Origin of the sequence: Rathayibacter sp. AY1B5 (assembly GCF_002932795.1) — a bacterium.
Lineage (GTDB): Bacteria > Actinomycetota > Actinomycetes > Actinomycetales > Microbacteriaceae > Rathayibacter.
This window is the reverse complement of the sequence record NZ_PSWM01000023.1, coordinates 1-19,137: the sequence shown is the minus strand read 5'-3', so window position 1 is coordinate 19,137 and position 19,137 is coordinate 1. Positions and strand designations below refer to the sequence as shown.

The window sequence follows — 19,137 nt, the reverse complement described above, 5'->3', positions numbered from 1 at the left end:
CCACTGCGGTGATGTGAAGACTGAAGGCGGAGTAGAAGATGCCGTGAACAGAACAGCGATAAGCCCCCTTATCGCATTAACACGTCCGGATTAGCAGGGACGCAGTAGTTTCGACTCACCGGCCCGGATCACGTAGATGGAGGAGGCGCGATGACCGACACCCTGCTGTCCATGTCCGACATCGCCGCTCTCGCCGGCGTCCGGCGCCCGACGGTCTCGGCTTGGCGCTCACGGGCTCGCGGCAGCACCGCGCCGTTCCCCGCGCCCGTGGCAGGAGCGGTCGGCTCGGAGCGCTTCTCCGCCGGCGACGTCTCCGCGTGGCTCGCTGCCACCGCGAAGGGCAACAACCCGGAGGCGACTGCCGACGTCCTCTCCTTCGGTCGAGCCGCGGATCGAGAGCCCGACGCCTTCGACGCCCTCGTCGCTCTGCGCGCGCAGCTCGGCGAGGAGCTGGCCGCCGTCGACGATCTCGTCGCGACGGCTCGCGGAATCGATCCTGGCGACGCCTGGCTCGTCTCCGAGATCGAGGCGCTGGGACCCCGCCTCGTGACAGCCGCCCTCGAGGCCGATGCCGCTGTCGAGGCGGCCTGGACGCCCGGCGCGGCCTTCGACCGGGCACGACCGGCCGCTCCCGAGCGCACCGCACTCGACCCGGAGGCGGAAGCTCTCGTCGCCGACATCGCCCTCGTCCTCGCAGGAGGCGACGCCACCGGGACTGTGGTCGACCCGACCGGCGTCTGCGCAGCGCTGATCCTCTCCGTCGGCATCCGCGCGGGCGACGGCGGCGAGATCGACGCCGTCCTCGGAGCTCCGTCCGACGCGAGCGCCGGACGCCGCGCGCGCCGACGGCTCGCCGCTCACGGTGTCCGCTGGCGCGACCTCGGCCTCGACGAGGAGACGAGCGGGAGCGCCGTGGAGACGCTCGTCGCGCAGTTCCCGCACGAGGGGGCGACGACGACCGCGGCCGGCCCCGTGCTGGAGGCGATCGACGAGCTCCTCCTCGGCATGCCCTCCACCCAGCGCGGGGTGATCATCGGCCCGGCCGCGGCACTCTGCGATCGCCTGCCGGCCGCCGCAGCGAACCTTCGGCGAGACGCGCTGCGCGACGGCCGCATCCGGGCGATCGTCCGACTCCCCGAAGGCCTTCTGCCCGCTCATCCCCGTCAGTCCCTCGCCCTGTGGGTCGTCGGCCCCGCCGACGGCAGGGTCGACGAGGGTCGGCGGTGGACCCTGCTCGCCGACGTCGGTGAGCGGACGCTCGACGCGGCGGTGCGGTCGCTGATCGTCGGCGACGTCTTCGCCACGATGGGCCGGGCGGCCGATCTGAGGGCGCACGCCTTCGCGTTCGGCCGAGTGGAGGCCGCCACCGCGGTCCTCGCCCAGTCCGGCTCCCTCCTGACGCAGCGCAGCCGCGGGCCGCGAGTGGGGCGTGTCCCGTTCGACGCCGCCGCCGCGCGAGCCGTCCGGATCGAGCAGCTCCTCGGGGACGTCGGCGAGACGGTCGCGGACCTGGCCGCCGAACCGGTGGCTGCCGACGCCGAGGTCGCGTCGCTCGCTCCGCAGGCGATCGGCGCCCTGTGCGCCTCGAAGGCGCTGCGCTACCGCGCGGGCACCCGTCTCATCGAGACCGAGATCGGAACCACCGGCCACGTCGTGCTCGGCGAGCCCGAGCTCCTCGGCGAGACCGAGCGGGGCTCGCGCCGCATCGGGATCCTCGAGTTCGAACGGGCGCACGGACGCTCGGCGCGCACGCAGCCCGGCGACGTCGTCTTCTGCACCTCGCCGCCCACCGCGATGGTCGATCACGAGGGCGGCTCCGTCGTCGCCTCCCCCGCCCGCATCCTCTCGATCGTGGATCCGGACTCGGGCCTCGTTCCCGACCTGCTCGCCGCCGACATCGCCGGTCGGCCCCCGGGCTCCCGCCGCTGGCGCGACTGGACGGTCCGCCGGGTCCTGCCCGAGCGCGTCCCGCCCCTGATGTCGGCGCTGTCGCGCATCATCGAGCTGCGGGCCGAGACCGAGCATCGACTCCAGGCCCTCTGCGAGCTCGAGACCCTGATCTCCGATGGCGCCGTGCACGGCAGCATCCGCCACCCCCTTCTTCCCACCCGCACCGAGACCGCCGCCGACGACGTCGACGGCACCGCACAGAAAGGCAGCTGATGGCACCCCGCCTCGCCAAGACCGCCGTCCCCCTCGCTCCGTCGACGATGAAGGAGCTGAAGGACACGCTGTGGAAGGCCGCCGACAAGCTCCGCGGCTCGATGGACGCCTCGCAGTACAAGGACGTGATCCTCGGGCTCGTCTTCCTCAAGTACGTCTCCGACGCCTTCGAGGAGCGCCGCGCCCAGATCCGCGCCGAGCTGACCGCCGACGGCCTCGATGACGACCAGATCGGCGAGCTGATCGACGACGTCGACGAGTACGTGGGCCGCGGCGTCTTCTGGGTGCCGGCGCCCGCGCGCTGGGGCCACCTCGCCGAGAACGCGAAGGGGACCGAGGCCACGGCGGCGGAGCCCGCGCGGTCGATCGGCGAGCTCGTCGATGCGGCGATGGGCCTCCTGATGGAGCACAACAGCGGTCTCGCCGCGACGCTGCCGCAGATCTTCAACCGCGACAGCGTCGACCAGCGTCGTCTCGGCGAGCTCGTCGACATCTTCAACTCCGCGCGCTTCACCGGCGAGGGTTCGACGCGCGCCCGCGACCTGCTCGGCGAGGTCTACGAGTACTTCCTCGAGAAGTTCGCCCGCGCCGAGGGGAAGCGCGGTGGCGAGTTCTACACGCCGTCGAGCGTCGTCCGGGTGCTCGTCGAGGTGCTCGAGCCGCACGAGGGCCGGATCTACGACCCGTGCTGCGGGTCGGGCGGCATGTTCGTGCAGACCGAGAAGTTCCTCGAGGCGCACGACCGCGAGGGCAGCGACCTCTCCGTCTACGGACAGGAGCTCAACGAGCGGACCTGGCGGCTGGCGAAGATGAACCTCGCCATCCACGGGCTGAACGGCAACCTCGGCCCGCGCTGGGAGGACACCTTCCGCCGCGACCAGCACCCGCAGCTGCAGGCCGACTTCGTGCTCGCGAACCCGCCGTTCAACGTGAAGGACTGGGCGCGCAACGAGGAGGACCCGCGCTGGGCCTACGGTGTGCCGCCGGCGAACAACGCCAACTACGCCTGGATCCAGCACATCGTGTCGAAGCTCGCGCCCGGCGGGAGCGCCGGCGTCGTGATGGCGAACGGCTCGATGTCGTCGAACTCCGGCGGCGAGGGCGCCATCCGCGCTCAGCTCGTCGAGGCCGACCTGGTGCAGTGCATGATCGCGCTGCCCACCCAGCTGTTCCGCAGCACCGGCATCCCGGTCTGCGTCTGGTTCCTGGCGAAGGACAAGACTCCGGGCCGTGGAGGCGTGACCGACCGTCGGGGCGAGGTGCTCTTCATCGACGCACGGAACATGGGCTACATGGTCGACCGCGCCGAGCGGGCGCTGAGCGACGAGGACATCGCGACGATCGCGGGGACGGTGCACGCCTGGCGCGGCACCCGCTCGGCGGGAGGGGTCGCCTACGAGGACAAGGCGGGGTTCTGCTACTCGGCGAAGAACGCCGAGATCGCGGCGAACGACTACGCGCTCACCCCGGGTCGCTACGTCGGAGCGGCCGAGCTGGCCGACGACGGGGAGCCGCTCGAGGAGAAGATCGCGCGCCTGCGCGGCGAGCTGCTCGCGGCGATGGACGAGTCCGACCGCCTCGCGACGGTCGTGCGCGAGCAGCTGGAGCGTGTGCTGTGAGCGAGATCCTCCTCAAAGACGGCCTCAGCACGCTCATCGACCACCGCGGAAAGACTCCCGCGAAGCTTGGTGCAGAGTTCGTGGAGGCTGGAGTCCCCGTGCTCTCAGCGATCCTTGTTACTGATGGCAAGATCGAGTGGGAGAAGGCCCGGTTCGTCACACAGGCCGTCTTCGAGCGGTGGATGCCAAAAGAGATCAAGAAGGGCGATGTTTTGCTCACCAGCGAAGCACCGCTTGGACGAGTCGCCCGGGTGGATCGTGACGGACCCGTCGTACTCGGTCAACGACTTTTCGCGTTGAGGAGCGATCCGACGCGACTCGATCAGGCGTTTCTGTACTACGCACTTCTTTCTGAGACGGTACAACAACGAATTCTCAACCATGGCACCGGATCGACAGTTGTCGGTATTCGCCAGCCTGCGCTACTGTCCGTCTCCATCCCGACACCAGCTCTACCGATCCAGCGTGGGATCGCGGAGGTGCTGGGCGCACTCGACGACAAGATCGCCGCCTTGCAGCGAGTCAATAGTGCGTCCGAAAAGTTGATCGCGCGAGAACTCGGGTCGCTACACACCGTCGGATCGATTCAGCCGCAAACAGTTGGAGAAGTAGTCCGATTCCGCAATCATGAACGGCGACCCCTCTCATCCGCCGAGCGCAACGAACGTATGGGCACTGTCCCCTATTACGGAGCCGCAAGCGCGATCGACACCGTAGATGAAGCGATTTTCGATGATCGCCTGGTGCTCGTCGGCGAGGATGGATCGGTGGTAGACGAGCGAACCGGAGCTCCGGTGCTTCAGTACATCTCGGGCCCTGCATGGGTCAACAACCATGCTCACGTGCTCGAGGGGTCGACGATCTCCACCGAGCTTCTCTTCCACGTTCTCGGAGCCGCCGACGTCCGTAGCTTTGTGACGGGTGCAGTGCAACCGAAGCTCAGCATGACCAATCTGAAGAAGGTACCGGTCAACATCCCGAGCGGCGACGACCTCCTCAGAATCGAAGATGAAGTGCAGGGCTTGACCGCAATGCAGAGGGCGAATGCTACCCAGATCAAGCTTCTGCAGAACCTCCGGGACACCCTCCTCCCCGCCCTCATGTCCGGGAAGCTCCGCGTCAAGGACGCCGAGCGCGCGGTCGAGGACGTGCTCTGATGGCCGGGTTCTCGGAGGCGCAGTGGGAGGAGCTCGCTCTCGACCGGCTCGGCGAGGAGCACCTGATGTGGCAGCCGCTCCGGGGAGAGCAGATCGCCCCGGGGACGGGTGAGCGCGACTCCTGGGCCGAGCTGCTCATCCGCCCTCGCCTGATGACGGCGCTGCAGAAGCTGAACCCGACGATCCCGCCGACCTACCTGGCGCAGGCGGCGGCCGAGATCGCGACGCCCTCCTCGCAGGACGCGATCACCGAGAACCACCGGATCCACCGGTTCTTCGTCGAGGGGTACCGCCTGTCCTATCTCGAGGCCGACGGCGTCGAGCGCAACGTGACGGTGCGGCTCCTCGCGGCAGAGGCCGACGACAACGACTGGCTGGCGGTCAACCAGGTCACGATCCAGCAGGGCGACCACAAGCGCCGGTTCGATCTCGTCCTCTACCTCAACGGCATGCCGGTCAGCATCCTCGAGCTCAAACGGGCCGGCAGCGACGCGACGAAGGTCGCCGCCGCGCACGCGCAGCTGCAGACCTATCTGCGCGAGTTCCCGCTCGCGTTCCGGTTCTGCGTCTTCACCGTCGCCTCCGACGGGCTCGAGGCGCAGTACGGGACCCCCTTCACGCCGCTCAACCACTTCGCGCCGTGGAACGTCGACGAGGAGGGCAAGCCTGTCGGACGTGACGAGCGGGAGGACGACGGCAACGTCGTCACTCCGCTCGAGCGCGCCCTCGACGGGCTCTACAACCAGGCGCGGTTCCTGCAGATCCTGCGGAACTACACCGCCTTCGACCAGGGCGCCGAGGGCCTCGAGAAGCGCATCGCCAAGCCGCACCAGTACTTCGCGGTGGCCAAGGCCGTCGGCCGCACGATCACCGCGGTCGACAGCAACGGCAAGGCCGGCGTCGTCTGGCACACGCAGGGCTCGGGCAAGTCGATGGAGATGGAGCTCTACACGAACCTCGTCGCCCGGCACCCGCACCTCAAGAACCCCACGGTCGTCGTCATCACGGACCGCACGGAGCTCGACGGGCAGCTCTTCTCCGGATTCGAGCGCAGCCTCCTCCTGCCCGAGAAGCCGAAGCAGGTCAGCAGCCGAGCGGAGCTGCGGGAGCAGATCGGCAACCGGCTCACCGGCGGCATCTACTTCTCGACGCTGCAGAAGTTCGGGCTCAGCAAGGAGGAGCGCGACGCGAAGGCCGCGCACCCGCTGCTGTCCGACCGGCGCAACGTGATCGTGATCGTCGACGAGGCGCACCGCAGCCACTACGACGACCTCGACGGCTACGCCTGGCACCTCCGCAACGCCCTGCCGAACGCGACCCTCATCGCCTTCACCGGCACCCCGGTCAGCTTCGACGACCGCGACACCCGCGAGGTCTTCGGCGACTACATCGACATCTACGACCTCAGCCGCGCGGTCGAGGACGGCGCCACGGTGCCCGTCTCGTTCGAGCCGCGCCTGATCAAGGTCGAGCTGGCCGAGGGGGTGAGCCAGGAGCAGATCGACGCGGCCGCGGACGAGGCGACCGTCGGTCTCGACGAGACCGAGCGGACCCGCATCGAGCAGAGCGTCGCCGTCATCAACGCCCTCTACGGCGCCCCCGAGCGGATCGACGCCCTCGCCGCCGACATCGTGCGGCACTGGAGCGAGCGCAGCGAGCGGATGAAGGCGGCCATCGCCTCTCCCGGCAAGGCGATGATCGTGGGGGCGACGCGCGAGATCTGCGCCCGCCTCTACTCGGCGATCGTGGCGCTGAAGCCGGAGTGGCATTCCGATGAGATCGCCGGCGGCCGCATCAAGGTCGTCTACTCGGGCACTCCCTCCGACGTCTCGCCTGTCGTCGAGCACGTGCGCCGCGACTCGCAGAACGCGACGATCAAGAAGCGGATGAAAGAAGTCGACGACGAGCTCGAGCTGGTCATCGTGAAGGACATGATGCTCACCGGCTTCGACTCGCCGCCGCTGCACACGCTCTACCTCGATCGTCCACTCAAGGGCGCGCTGCTGATGCAGACGCTGGCACGCGTCAACCGCACCTTCCGCGGCAAGCAGGACGGCCTGCTCGTCGCCTACGCCCCGCTGGTCGACAACCTGACCGCGGCCCTCGCCGAGTACACCGCAGCGGATCAGGCCGAGAAGCCCGTCGGCCGCAACGTCGACGAGGCGGTCGGGATCGCGCTCGAGATGGTCGCCGAGCTGCGCGAGCTGCTCGCCGACCACGACTGGAAGACCGAGGCCTCGTCGACGCACCCGAAGGCCTACCTCAACGCCGCCTCCGGTGCGGTGAACTTCCTCCGCTCGCGGTCGAAGTCGACCGCCGAGGGCCAGGAGGATCCGGCGGCACGGTTCCGCGCGCTCGCGAGCAAGCTCTCGCGGGCCTGGGCCCTCGCCTCGGGCGCGCAGAACCTCGCCGAGCTCCGTCCCGAGATCTCGTTCTACGAGGACGTCCGCATCTGGATGGCGAAGTTCGACGCCGAGGACCGCCACGCGAGAGGCGAGCCGATCCCCGCCGAGATCGAGCGCCTGCTCGGGCGGCTGCTCGCCCAGGCGACGGCCACGGGTGAGGTGCTCGACATCTACGACGCCGCCGGCATGCCCAAGCCGTCCCTGGACCAGCTCACCCCCGAGTTCGTCGAGAAGACGCAGAAGGCGCGCAACCCGCACCTGGCGATCGAGGCGCTGCGCAAGCTCCTCGTCGACGAGTCGAGCGCGGCGACCCGCAACAACGTGGTGCGCAGCCAGGCGTTCTCGGCGCGGATCGCGGAGCTGATGACGAAGTACACGAATCAGCAGCTGACGTCGGCCGAGGTGATCGCGGCGATGGTCGAGCTGGCCCGCGAGATCTCGGACGAGGCCGACCGCGGCAAGCGGTTCGATCCTCCGCTGAGCAGCGACGAGGTCGCCTTCTACGACGCGGTCGCGCAGAACGAGTCGGCAGTGACGCTGCAGGGCGAGGACACGCTCGCGCAGATCGCGCGCGAGCTGGTGCAGACGATGCGCCGCGACGTGCGCACCGACTGGACGGTCCGCGACGACGTCCGCGCGAAGCTCCGCTCCTCGATCAAGCGGCTCCTCGTGCGCTACCGGTACCCGCCGGACCAGCAGGCCGGCGCCATCAAGCTCGTGATGGCGCAGATGGAGTCGATGGCCCCGCGGTACGCGACGGAGCGGGAGGCGGTGCTGTGAACCGTGTGTTCGTGACAGCGGACGACACCTCGAGGTCTGAGACGCTGACCCCGACATCGCCAGAACCGACGTCGGCCTGATTCATCGATCATCGCGCGACGTCACCACCACACCGCTTCGAGCGGACAGCCCGCCGGCTGAACACGAACCATCAGAGGGGAACGACCATGACCGAGGACCAGACCATCGAGACCGTCGACGAGGCGATCGCCGTCGAACCGATCACGCTTCAGACCGAGCTCCCAGCGGAGGAGGCCGTCCACGACATCGCGAAGGCGGTCAGCGCCCGCCACACGATCGCGCGCAAGTACGTCCTGAGGCTGCGGCGCAGGCGCCCCGATGCGACGCCCGCCGAACTGGTGCGGATGCTCGAGCGCCACTACGGCACCTCCATCACCGCTGCGGGCGCCCTGATCTCGGCGGGCGCCATCGCGGCCGACGTGGGCATCGCGATGATCCCCGGAGTGGGAGCCGCTGCCGCCGGAGTGAAGAGCGCCGGCACGCAGGCCGCGAAGAAGGCGACGAAGGAGGCGACGAAGGCCGCTGTGAAAACGGCCGCGAAGAACGTCGCCCTCGGCGCCGCGAAGTCGGGTGCGCAGCGGGCCGCGAGCCTCCTCCCCGCCGGAGACGAGCAGCTGCAGTTCGAGATCACAGCGATCTTCGCGCTGGCGATCGCCGACATACACGGGATGGACCTCGACAAGGATCAAGCGCAGGCGCTGGTCTACGGTCTGACGAACGATCGGGTGGGAGGCGCGCAGATCGCGGCCATGGCATCCGACGTCGCCGCCGTCTCCACCGGCGACACGGTCACCGGCCCGTCGAAGACCGTCGAGCGCTCCCCCTGGGCGAGCACTCTCGCGAGGTCCCTCCCTGCCGGTGGCGCCCAGGAACTCGTCCAGACCATCCAGACCGGCCAGCTCGCCGGCGTCCGCGACACGTTGAGCGGCAAGCAGCAAGCGGCGGTCGACTACGGAGTCGGTGCGCTGTCGGGAGGGATCGTCCGCTTCGTCTTCGGTCGCGAGGTCATCGCCGCGTCCCGCGCCGCCTTCCCGGAGGCGCCCGAGGAGTTCCCCGTGCATCTCGCCCACGTGGAGGTCGTCGACGGGGAGGACGAGGACGCGGAGCCGAACCGCGCCCTCGCGGCGCTCGAGGACGCGGCCAGGTCGACCGGGACCTGGGTCGCTGGTACCGCCGGCGCTGTGGGTGAGGGAGCTGCCAGTGCGGCCGGCGCGCTGTCGAGGCCGTTCCGCAGCGTCGACCTCGACGGCGACGGCATCCCGGACGAGGCTCAGGCGCTCACCGCGGTCAAGGGCGCCGCGTCTGCAGTGGCGGGCGCCGCCGACGCCGTCGGCGGGAAGGTCGCAGGGCTGTTCAAGCGGAATCGCGACTGATCCGTCGGATCCCGGGTGGTCGTCCCCGGCGCCAGTGTCTCTCGAGGGAGCGGTGTCGGGGTACGCCGATCGGCTCTCAGCGATGCCGCCGTCGGCGCAGCCCTCATGACTCGATCGGGATCGTCCCCGATGTCCTGAGGACATCAGTGGCGAATTGGTGATTGTGGTGACGTCGGAGCGGGTTCATGCCCTGCCTCATCAGCATGACGACGAGACGGTAGACCTCGTTCAGAACGTGTTCGTCCTTCAGAACCGCGTCCAACGAATCGAGCCCCACGGCGTCGATCGTCCACACCCGCTCCGATACCGCCCTATAGGGGACTCGTCGAACCGTCGAGTCCGGAGCGTCCACGTGCGCCAAAGCCGATCGCACTCTCCTCCCCGACGCCTCAGGATGCAGATTGAGGAACCAGCGCAGAGCCTTCCGGCCGTTCAGGGTCTCCTCGAAGACTCGCAGGATCTCCAGACGTCCGGCACTGAGTGTGCACAGACGTCGCCACCCGGCGCTCCGGTTCGTGGAGGGCAGAGCCGTCAGCGTCCACAGGAGCTCCTGCGTCTGTGCCGGACTGGGGAACGACTCGAGGAGCAACGTCCTCAAGGAGGAGACGAGGCCGGAATAGTCCTCATGGAGACGCAGTCGTTCCCAGCTCGCATTCGTCTGTCTCCCACTGAGCGGAGCGACCGTCTCCTCGAGAAGTCGACCGCGGCGCTCGCGCTCCCAGGGCAACGCGAGGGATGCGCCCTCCCTGACGGTGACGATCAGGTCGTCGAGCCCACCGGGACGGGATGTGAGGAGAACGTTCCGTAGAGGTCGTGTCTTCTGGACGTGCTGGATCACAGCGAGTTCGAGTTCGTCCAGGCGTTCAGGTCGGCATTCCGCGAATCGTGCGGTGGTCACGTCGCTCCACCGACGCCGATGAGACGCGAGACGAGTACGCGCGTTCACGGACTGACCGACATAGGAGGCGCCGTCTTCGAAGTCCAGCCAGTAGATTCCGCATCGGGAGCGATCCTCGACGAAGAGTGCGAGCGATCCCCCGTCCCTGACGTCGTGCTCGGTGAAATGGAGTTCCTTGAAAGGAGACATCTGCGCACGCTACCGGAGCACCACAGCATGAACCGGAGAAGCTCCAGGCAGGCCATGGCCGCTACCCCGGCTCGAACGCGGATAGCGGACGAGTGTTTCCCTCGACATCGAAAATACCCCCGATCCCCACTAGTCGGACCGGCGGGTGGCGCATGTGCAGTCGGGTCGGAGGTTCGACCGCCGTGGACCGGATACGGCCGGTTCGTCGAGGACGACCGGCGGATCGATGTCGGAGCAGTCCGCTACCGTGACGAGAAACAGGGGGTCAGGCATGGTCATCGGATACAGAGCTGTACTCAGGCTGGACGATTCGGCCGACGCGATCGACGTGGCGGAGAAGGCTCTCCAGGAGTGGCTGCGATCCAAACTCCGGTCGGGGTCGAAGCGCGGCAGACTCGAGAAGGCCGAGTGGGTCGGGGAGGGCGAATTCGATCTGGGTGGGAGCGGTCGACTCATCGCCACCCATCGCGACGATCCGACGAACAGCAGATGGCTCCGCCGCTACCGGTTCTCGGAGACCAACTCGGGTAAGGCGTTCGACGTCTCCGTCCTGGCGATCTCCGCGCCCGGGTCCTCCGGATTCACGCAGTCCCTGGTCGTCGAGGCCGGCGTCACGGGTCAGGGTGGCGCCGATCCGGTCGAAGTCGTCGCACCTCCGAACATCGTCGGCACGTTGCTCCGCGACTCCGTCGTGGTCGAGGGACGGACGCGGCTCACGGCGGCGCCCGTCCTCGTCGAGAACGCCGAGGGAGTGGACGCCGTCCTCGCCGCGATCGCCGATCCGACCCGGACCTGCTCGGTGATCGTCGCGACGTCGGTCGACTCGGAGACCGACCAGCAGTTCACCCGCATCGTCGCGAGCCTCACGAAGAAGAGCCACGGGGTGGCGACGACCTTCGTCGTCAGCGCGTCAGCTGCTGAGCTGTTCGAGCAGCGCCTCCCCGACAGCCACCAGGTGCCTCGTGGACGAGTGCGGACCTTCCTGCCGGACGTCGATCTCACTTCCCGTCAGGACGCCCTCCGGCACCGCGTCCTCGGGCCCGCCACCTTCGCACGGTCGATCTCGAACGGACACGTGTCGGAACGCCTCCAGGTGACGCATGCGGCCGCGATGAAAAGGCGGTTCCTCGCCCTCGGTCTACCCGACGATGTTCGACTCGCCATGGAGGAGCTGGCGCAGGCGGAGAACAAAGTGCACCGACGGGCTCTCGTCGACGCCCGCGTCGCCGCTCCGGTTCCGGCAGTCCCGCCCGCACCCGCGCCGGCTCCGGCGCCGGTCTCTGCTCGATCGTCGGTCGATGCGGGTACGTCGTTGGAGGGCCTTCTGTCCTTCGCCGACGATCTCCCGGAGTCCGACGCCCGTCCTGTCGGCGTCCCCCTCCTGACCCGGGTCCGCGGGCTGGTCAACCGCTGGCTCCACCGGGACGACGCCGACGAGAGGACGATCGATCTTCTCGACCAGTTCATCGAGACCCGAGCGTCCGAGGTGCTCGTCGCCGAGGAGGAGCTCGAGCGCCAGGGTCGCGAGCAGGCCGCCCTGACGAAGGAGAACACCGAGCTCAACCAGCGGATCGACTCGGTGTTCCTCGATCTCGCGGTCGAGAGCGAAGCACTGCGCCGAGCCGAGCGCGAGGCTCGTTATTTCCGCGAGCAGCTCGCCGCACTGCAGGCCTTCGAGAAGCTCGACGTGCCGCTCGATGCGGTGTGGGAGCCGCCGGGCTCGATGTCGGAGGTCATCGCCACTCTGCTGCCCGATGAGACCTCGGACCCCGAGAGAGCCTCCATCGCGAAGCGGGTCGTGTTCTGCGGACGCGCTTCCGACGCCGAGGAGGTCGACAAGCGGGACGGACTCGGACAGTACTCCTCGAAGGTCTGGGAGTTCGTGCACGTCCTGCACGACTATGCGGAGGCGAAGGCGAGCGGCTGGGAACGCGGCACGGTCCACACGTACCTGACCTCCGACAGCGCCCCGGCGGGCTTCAAGTGCCCGGCCTCGCGTCACGCGGCGACTGAGAGCGAGTCGGTCCTCGCGAACGCCGCCTGGGCGCGCGAACGAGTGCTGCCGGTTCCGGACGACGTGCACCCGTCGGGATCCGTCCTGATGCCTGCGCACTTCAAGGTGTCGACGAACGACTCCTTCGCGCCGAGGATGCACTACTTCGACGACACGGATCGCTCCGGGAGGATCTACATCGGATACATCGGACGTCATCTCACGAACACCCGTACGTGATGGCCGGCCCGGTGCCGGAGAGGGATGAGCAGTTCTTCCGTGCCGGATCGCGAGTATGCGTGCGCATCAATAGGATCGACCGACGCCGTGTCGCGCCGCGCCGCGGACCTGAGGGGGATCCCGTCGAATGAATGATCTCGAGTACCGCCGACTCGTCGACCGAGCACTGAATGCGGTCGTCGACGGACTGCTCCCGACGGTGAACAGCGTGCTGGCGTCCCATATCGGGCCGGATGAGGACTGGACCGTCGTCCTCCGACGTCATGACGAGGCCAACCCGAACCCGCAGAACAGGAACCAGCGATACGGCGAGCGCGACTTCAATCAGCTGGTGAGACTGCTCACCTCGGATCTCGATCCCCTGGGTCGGCCGTTCACCCGCGCGATATCGCCTCTGGCGGAGGGATCTCTCAAATACCTCCGGAAGGTGCGCAATCTCTGGGCCCACGGTGAGCAGTTCGACCGCCCGATGACCAATCGTGCCATTCAGGCCGCTCAGACCCTGCTGCAGGAGGTCGCGATGGACCACCTCGCCGAGGAGCTGGGCGAGGTGCGGGGCCGGATCCTGGCGGAGGCCGACGGAACCGAGAACACCGACCTCTCCGAGGTCGCACCGACCGAGGCGGCGTCCGAGAGCGAGGCGGCGACCGAACCGGCATCGATGGTCACAGGCACAGAGGACACGCCCGTCGACGACACCAACGCGCCGAGCGCTCCCACGGCCGAGCCTCCTTTGCGGCGGCCGCGCGGAGCGGCCCGCTACGAGGGGCTGACAGTGGTGGTCGATGATGTTCCGCAGGCTCCTCGCGTCACCGTCCACCTCGAGACCCACGACGAGCTCTCCTACGCGATGGCCAGCGCTCGGATCCAACCGGTCAAGCGCGTTTCGATCCGGAACGGCGGGGACGAACTCCGCGGTGCCTCCCTCGATCTCGAGGTCGTCGACGCGCACGGTTCGCTGGGCGGCCCCCGCACCATTCGTCTCGACCTGGGTGCCGAGCAGGACAAGGACCTGGAGAACGTCGCCCTCACTCTCGACCCCGAACGCATGCTCGGGGTCGAGCAACGGCGGTCGGGGAGCATTCGCGCAACGCTCCGGACCGCCGACGGCGACAAGATCGCCAGCACGAGCGTCGATGTACTGGTTCTCGCTGCCAGTGAGTGGCGGCTCGTTCCGACTCAGCTCGGGCTGGAGCTTCTTCCGTCCTTCGTGCAGCCGAATGCGGTCGTCGTCGAGAAGGTGCTGCGCGAGGCAGCGGACCTCCTCGGCGAGGCGACGGGCAATTCGGCACTCAACAGCTATCAGACTCACGACCCGACACGGGTCGATGCGATCGTCGAGGCCGTTTGGGACGCGATCAGAGCCAGGGAGATCGCTTACACGGCGCCGCCCGCAAGCTGGGGCAGAGTGACTGAGGACGGACGCAGGGAAGGTGGTCAGAAGACCCGGACTCCCTCTGAGGTGCTGGACGGGCGGCTCGGCACCTGTCTCGACACCACCCTGACACTGGCCGCTGTTCTCGAACAGGCGGGCATCAACAGCACTCTCTGGCTCACCAAGGGGCACATCTTTCTGGGCTACTGGCGAGTCGATCGCACTCTCGGTGCCGCAGCTTCGACCGATGTCAGCACGGCGATCAACCTCGCCGACAGCGATCTGATCCGCGTCGTCGAGACGACCATGCTCACCGGAGAGTCGGCGACGATCGCGCAAGCCCACCGTGAGGCCCGCGAAGAGCTCGCTTCGAAGAGCGATGATCTGAAGGGTGTCGCTGACATCAGAGAGGCTCGCAACGGCGGCGTCTATCCTCTTCCGAGTCGTGCGGTGACGTCCGACGGCGTTGTGACCGTGCACGAGTACAAGCCCGGCGATTCGGAGATCGTGTTCGACTTCGCCGGTGCAGGGCGCGGTCGCAGACGTGACGTGGTCACCGGCCCGGCCCGCGTGGCGACCTGGAAGAACGCGCTTCTCGACCTGAGCCTCCGTAACCGACTGATCAACTACACGGACCGCGCGGGCTTCTCTCTGGCCGTGCCGGGAACGGATCTCGCCCGCTTCGAAGACGTGATCAATAGAGCGACTCCGATACAGCTGGTGTCGTCCGACACCGTCTCCGAGATCGCCCGCGAGCGCGGAATGCACAGCGGGCGAGATCTGCCGGCCGAGATCCGGACGGAGATGCTGTTCGACAAGAAGCAGGTCTTCGTCAATGTCACCGCCGCCGCCTACACCGACAAGCTCCGCAAGTTCGCCGCGTCGGCGAAGACGATCGTCGAGGAGACCGGCGCGAACAACCTCTACCTCGCGTTCGGGACTCTGCACTGGACGCTCGACGACCGGGAGCTCAGGTCGCCGATGGTCCTCGTGCCGGTCACGATCAAGGAGACGGCCCGCGGCTCCGTCTTCACGATCACGCTCGACGAGTCCGGCTCGTCGACTCCCAACTTCTGCCTGGTGGAGAAGCTCAAGGTCAGCGTCGGACTCGACCTGCCCGGCCTCGCCGCGCCGGCCGAGGACGAGTCGGGCATCGACCTGCGCGCCGTCTTCGACTCCGTGCGAGCGACCCTGACCGAGCGCGGCCTTCCCTTCCGCGTCGAGGAGACGGTCGACCTCGCGGTGCTGCAGTTCGCCAAGTTCCGGCTGTGGCGTGACCTCGACGAGCAGTGGGAGGTCCTGGCCCGCAATCCCCTCGTCTCCCATCTGATCAACACGCCGCTGGAGGCGTTCGAGGACCCGGCGGGCGAGGAGCTCGACCTCGATCTCGACGAGCTCTCCGCGCAGGTGCCGGTTCCTGCCGACGCCTCTCAGCTCGAAGCCGTCGCGGCCGCCGTGGCCGGGAAGACCTTCGTCCTCGAAGGCCCTCCCGGGACGGGCAAGTCGCAGACCATCACCAATCTGCTCGCGAGGTCGCTCGCCGAGGGCAAGCGAGTCCTCTTCGTCGCCGAGAAGCGGGCGGCACTCGACGTCGTGAAACGGCGCCTGGAGGAGGTCGGGCTCGGCCCCTTCTGCCTCGACCTCCACGACAAGGGCGCGCGTCCGGCCGAAGCCCGAGCGCAGATCCGCGCCGCGCTGGACTTCTCCGTCCAGCCCGACTCGCACGGCTTCGCCGCCCAGCGGCTCACCGTGGAGTCGACCGCGCGTGGACTCCGCCGGTACGCCGACCACGTCCACGAGGAGAACGGCGCGGGGTACTCCCTCTACGAGGCGCATCAGCGCGAGGTGCTCGCGGAGGAGCACATCCGAGAGCTCGAGGTCACGCGCGCGTTCGTCGAGAACGGCACCCTCGAGCAGTTCGACGCTGTCCGACATGCCCTCAGGCTGCTTCCGGACGACTTCCACGCGGCGCGCCCTCGGCGCGGACATCCGTGGTCCTTCATCTCACCCTCGAGGCTCGCGCCCGATCTCCCGGTCAGGGTCGCCGAAGCGGCCGACGAGCTCGACGCGGCGCTGCTCGAGCTCGACCGCTTGGACTTCCCGGCGGCGGCGCTGGCAGCCGCCTCCGACCCTGCCCTGCTCGCGCCCGCGATCAGAGGGACGGAGGCGGACGAACGGCCGCTCGTCACCCTCGATCAGTTCATCGATGCGGGCTGGGACGCGCACCTCGCTCATGCTCAGGACGAACTGCAACGGCTCGCTCCGCTGCGCTTCGACGTGCTCGACGTCATCCACGAGCGGGTGATCGACGCGGATCTCGACGACGTCCGCGCTGCGGCGGTGGAAGCGGATGGAGCTGGCCTGCTCTCGCGCAAGCGGATGCGCCGCTCCGTCCGCGATCGCCTCGCTCCCTACCTCCGCTCCGGCCCCGAGAGCGTTCCCCTCGACGGCCTCGTCGCTCTGGTCGACCGCGTCCTCCTCGCGCGACAGCACGCCTTCTACCTTCGTGAGCTCGTCCGTCAGATCCCCGCCCCGGTCGCCCCCGAGCGCTGGAACGCCTTCGACGGCGAGACCCTCCGGCGGATCTCGGGAGAGATCGGCGTGCTGCGGACCCTGCGTCGGCTCGTCGTGATCGGTGAGGAGGCGAACGAGTCGGTCGACCGCGATCTGATCCGATCGGTCTACGTCCGTCCCGACCGTGCGGTCCTGGGTGTGGCGCTGCAGCGCTTCATCGAGGCCCACCGCGCCCTGCTGGACGTCGCGGGTGCACCGTCGGCGGAGCTGGACGACTGGGCCGGTGGTCGACCCGTTGTGGAGGCGTGGCGACAGTCCACCGCCGAGCGCGGGACAGGGCGCGGCGCCGTCCGGTCACTGGAGACCTGGCTGGCCTTCCTCGCTCGGCTCGAACCGCTCCGCGACGCGGGGATGTCGACGGCTCGCCGGCAGTACCTCGAGGGCGGAGGCGACGTCGACGACGCGCTCCTGGCCTTCGAGAAGGGCCTCGCCGCGTCCTCGGTGAACGAGCGACTCGCCAGCACGGAGCTCGCCGGCTTCCAGGCCGCCGCGCACGAGCGGCTCCTCGGCCGTTACACGACCAGCGCGAGCGCCGTGCGGAACGAGCTTCCGCGCATCATCCCGTCGCAGGTGCTCGCCCGTCGGGACCTGAGCTCGCTTCCCGCATCGATGATGGGCGGGCTCAAGCGCCAGCTCGAGTACAAAGCGCGCGGCTTCAAGGTGCGCCGCCTGATGAACGACTTCGGTCCGCTCATCACCCGGCTCGCGCCCTGCACGCTGATGAGCCCCGAGTCGGTCGCCCGGTTCCTGCCGGTCGACGCCGACCTCTACGACATCGTCGTCTTCGACGAGGCGTCGCAGGTCCGCGTCGCCGACGCCGTGGGTGCGCTAGGGAGGGCGCGCAGCGCAGTGATCGTCGGAGACAGCAAGCAGATGCCGCCGACGAGCTTCGCCGAGACGGGCGCGGTCGAGGACGAGACCCTTCCGGCGGACACCGTCGTGGACGAGGAGTCGATCCTCTCCGAGGCGTCGCAGGCGCGGGTCCCGTCGCGCTGGCTCTCCTGGCACTACCGCAGCCAGGACGAGCGGCTCATCGCCTTCAGCAACAGCCGCTACTACGACAGCCGGCTCTCGTCCTTCCCGACCCCGCACGCCGATGACGCCGGCGACGGGCAGGAGGGCTACGGCATCTCCTTCGTCCGCGTCGCGGGCACCTTCATCCGCACCGGTCGAGGAAAGGCTCTGCGCACGAATGCGGCGGAGGCCGAAGCGATCGTCGCCGAGGTCCACCGCCGCTTCGACGCGTCGCCGGACGTCGTCCCGTCCCTCGGCATCATCACGTTCAACGCGCAGCAGCGCGACCTGATCGACGGCCTGCTCCGGAGCTCGTCCGACCCGCGCATCGCCCGGTCGCTCGACGTCACGGACGGGCTGTTCGTGAAGAACCTCGAGAACGTGCAGGGCGACGAACGAGACACCATCCTGTTCTCGATCGCCTTCAGCGCGAACGACAAGGGCGTGGTCCCTCTGCAGTTCGGTCCGCTCACCCGTGCCGGGGGCGAACGGCGCTGGAACGTCGCCATCACGCGAGCCCGCCGTCAGGTCGTCCTCTTCTGCAGCTTCGACCCGGCCGAGCTGCGGGCGGACGACACTCAGTCCATCGGCGTGAAGCACCTGAAGGCCTATCTGCAGCTCGCGCAGGCGGGCTCGGACAGCGTCCACGACGCCCTCGACCGACTCCCGCATCCCGACGCACACCGGGACGAGCTCGCGGCAGCGCTCATCGACGCGGGCCTCGCCGCCCGCATCGACGTCGGACTGTCGGAGTTCCGCGTCGACATCGCGCTGGCGACGGCGGAGGACCCCGGTCGGCCTCTCGTCGCCGTGCTGCTGGACGGAGCCTCCTGGCGCCGGCGGCGCACAGTCAGTGATCGCGACGGGCTCCCCGGCGCGGTCCTCAAGAACGCGATGGGCTGGCCCGCCGTCGAGCGAGTGTGGCTGCCGGAATGGCTGGCCGATCGCGACGCCGTGATCGAGCGCCTGCGGGAGGCTGTCCGGCGAGCGGACGATCTCGTGCGGGGCGAGCAGGCGGCGACACCGGAGGTCGAGCTGCCGGAGGCCGAGCCCTCGGCTCCGACCCCGTCAGAATCGGAGGTCGTCGATGTCGCGGAAGACGCACCGGAACTCGCACGGAGCTTCCACGTCGTCGCCGGCACCTTCCGGTCACGCTCCGAGCCAGTCTCCGTACCCGCAGCACCGGAGCAGTCAAGGACGAGCGCGTCGGACGAGGTCACGACGTATACCGCCTGGCCGGAACGCGTGGTCGGGTCGAAGGACGTGCTGAACGCCCTACCCGCGGCGCCTTCCCGCCGAGCCATCGCCGAACTGGTGTCCGAAGTGGTCGAGGCGG

General features: G+C 68.7%; 8 protein-coding genes. 7 read left to right on the top strand and 1 reads right to left on the bottom strand.

Translation table 11 applies throughout. From position 1 onward, the window contains the following. The first annotated feature begins 150 nt into the window (after positions 1–150). The 5 genes from C5D44_RS13605 (at position 151) to C5D44_RS13585 (ending at position 9,518) form a co-directional block, all read left to right on the top strand. Entirely contained in the window at positions 151–2,163 is a 2,013-nt protein-coding gene (locus C5D44_RS13605) for a hypothetical protein (RefSeq protein WP_104281974.1), read from the top strand. Then, positions 2,163–3,782 carry a class I SAM-dependent DNA methyltransferase gene (locus C5D44_RS13600; RefSeq protein ID WP_219815349.1) on the top strand — a complete coding sequence of 540 codons (1,620 nt, stop codon included), beginning with the start codon at positions 2,163–2,165 and terminating at the stop codon, positions 3,780–3,782. The genes C5D44_RS13605 and C5D44_RS13600 overlap by 1 nt, the downstream gene beginning before the upstream one ends. After that, complete coding sequence (locus C5D44_RS13595; RefSeq protein WP_104281973.1) at positions 3,779–4,939, top strand: restriction endonuclease subunit S; 1,161 nt, start codon at positions 3,779–3,781, stop codon at positions 4,937–4,939. The genes C5D44_RS13600 and C5D44_RS13595 overlap by 4 nt, the downstream gene beginning before the upstream one ends. Further along, positions 4,939–8,124: a type I restriction endonuclease subunit R gene (locus C5D44_RS13590; protein WP_104281972.1), complete on the top strand. Its 3,186-nt coding sequence runs from the start codon at positions 4,939–4,941 to the stop codon at positions 8,122–8,124. The genes C5D44_RS13595 and C5D44_RS13590 overlap by 1 nt, the downstream gene beginning before the upstream one ends. A gap of 167 nt (positions 8,125–8,291) precedes the next feature. Then, the gene (locus C5D44_RS13585; protein ID WP_104281971.1) at positions 8,292–9,518 is read left to right on the top strand and encodes a hypothetical protein; all 1,227 of its coding nucleotides are present in this window, start codon (positions 8,292–8,294) and stop codon (positions 9,516–9,518) included. Between the two features lie 103 nt (positions 9,519–9,621). On the opposite strand, the gene C5D44_RS13580 is transcribed toward C5D44_RS13585, so the two are convergent. Next, positions 9,622–10,605 carry a GIY-YIG nuclease family protein gene (locus C5D44_RS13580; protein WP_146086992.1) on the bottom strand — a complete coding sequence of 328 codons (984 nt, stop codon included), beginning with the start codon at positions 10,603–10,605 and terminating at the stop codon, positions 9,622–9,624. A gap of 271 nt (positions 10,606–10,876) precedes the next feature. Here C5D44_RS13580 and C5D44_RS13575 point away from each other — a divergent pair, with 271 nt between their 5' ends. Beyond that, positions 10,877–12,838, top strand: coding sequence for a hypothetical protein (locus C5D44_RS13575; RefSeq protein ID WP_104281969.1), 1,962 nt, complete (start codon positions 10,877–10,879; stop codon positions 12,836–12,838). A 127-nt stretch (positions 12,839–12,965) separates the two neighbouring features. Next, positions 12,966–19,137, top strand: a 6,172-nt coding sequence (locus C5D44_RS13570) for a DUF4011 domain-containing protein (protein ID WP_104281968.1), incomplete at its 3' end; no start/stop codon positions are given.

Coding starts and splice junctions, on each gene's coding strand:
- C5D44_RS13605 (WP_104281974.1), top strand. CDS start 151: ATGACCGACACCCTGCTGTCCATGTCCGACATCGCCGCTCTCGCCGGC.
- C5D44_RS13600 (WP_219815349.1), top strand. CDS start 2,163: ATGGCACCCCGCCTCGCCAAGACCGCCGTCCCCCTCGCTCCGTCGACG.
- C5D44_RS13590 (WP_104281972.1), top strand. CDS start 4,939: ATGGCCGGGTTCTCGGAGGCGCAGTGGGAGGAGCTCGCTCTCGACCGG.
- C5D44_RS13585 (WP_104281971.1), top strand. CDS start 8,292: ATGACCGAGGACCAGACCATCGAGACCGTCGACGAGGCGATCGCCGTC.
- C5D44_RS13580 (WP_146086992.1), bottom strand. CDS start 10,605: ATGTCTCCTTTCAAGGAACTCCATTTCACCGAGCACGACGTCAGGGAC.
- C5D44_RS13575 (WP_104281969.1), top strand. CDS start 10,877: ATGGTCATCGGATACAGAGCTGTACTCAGGCTGGACGATTCGGCCGAC.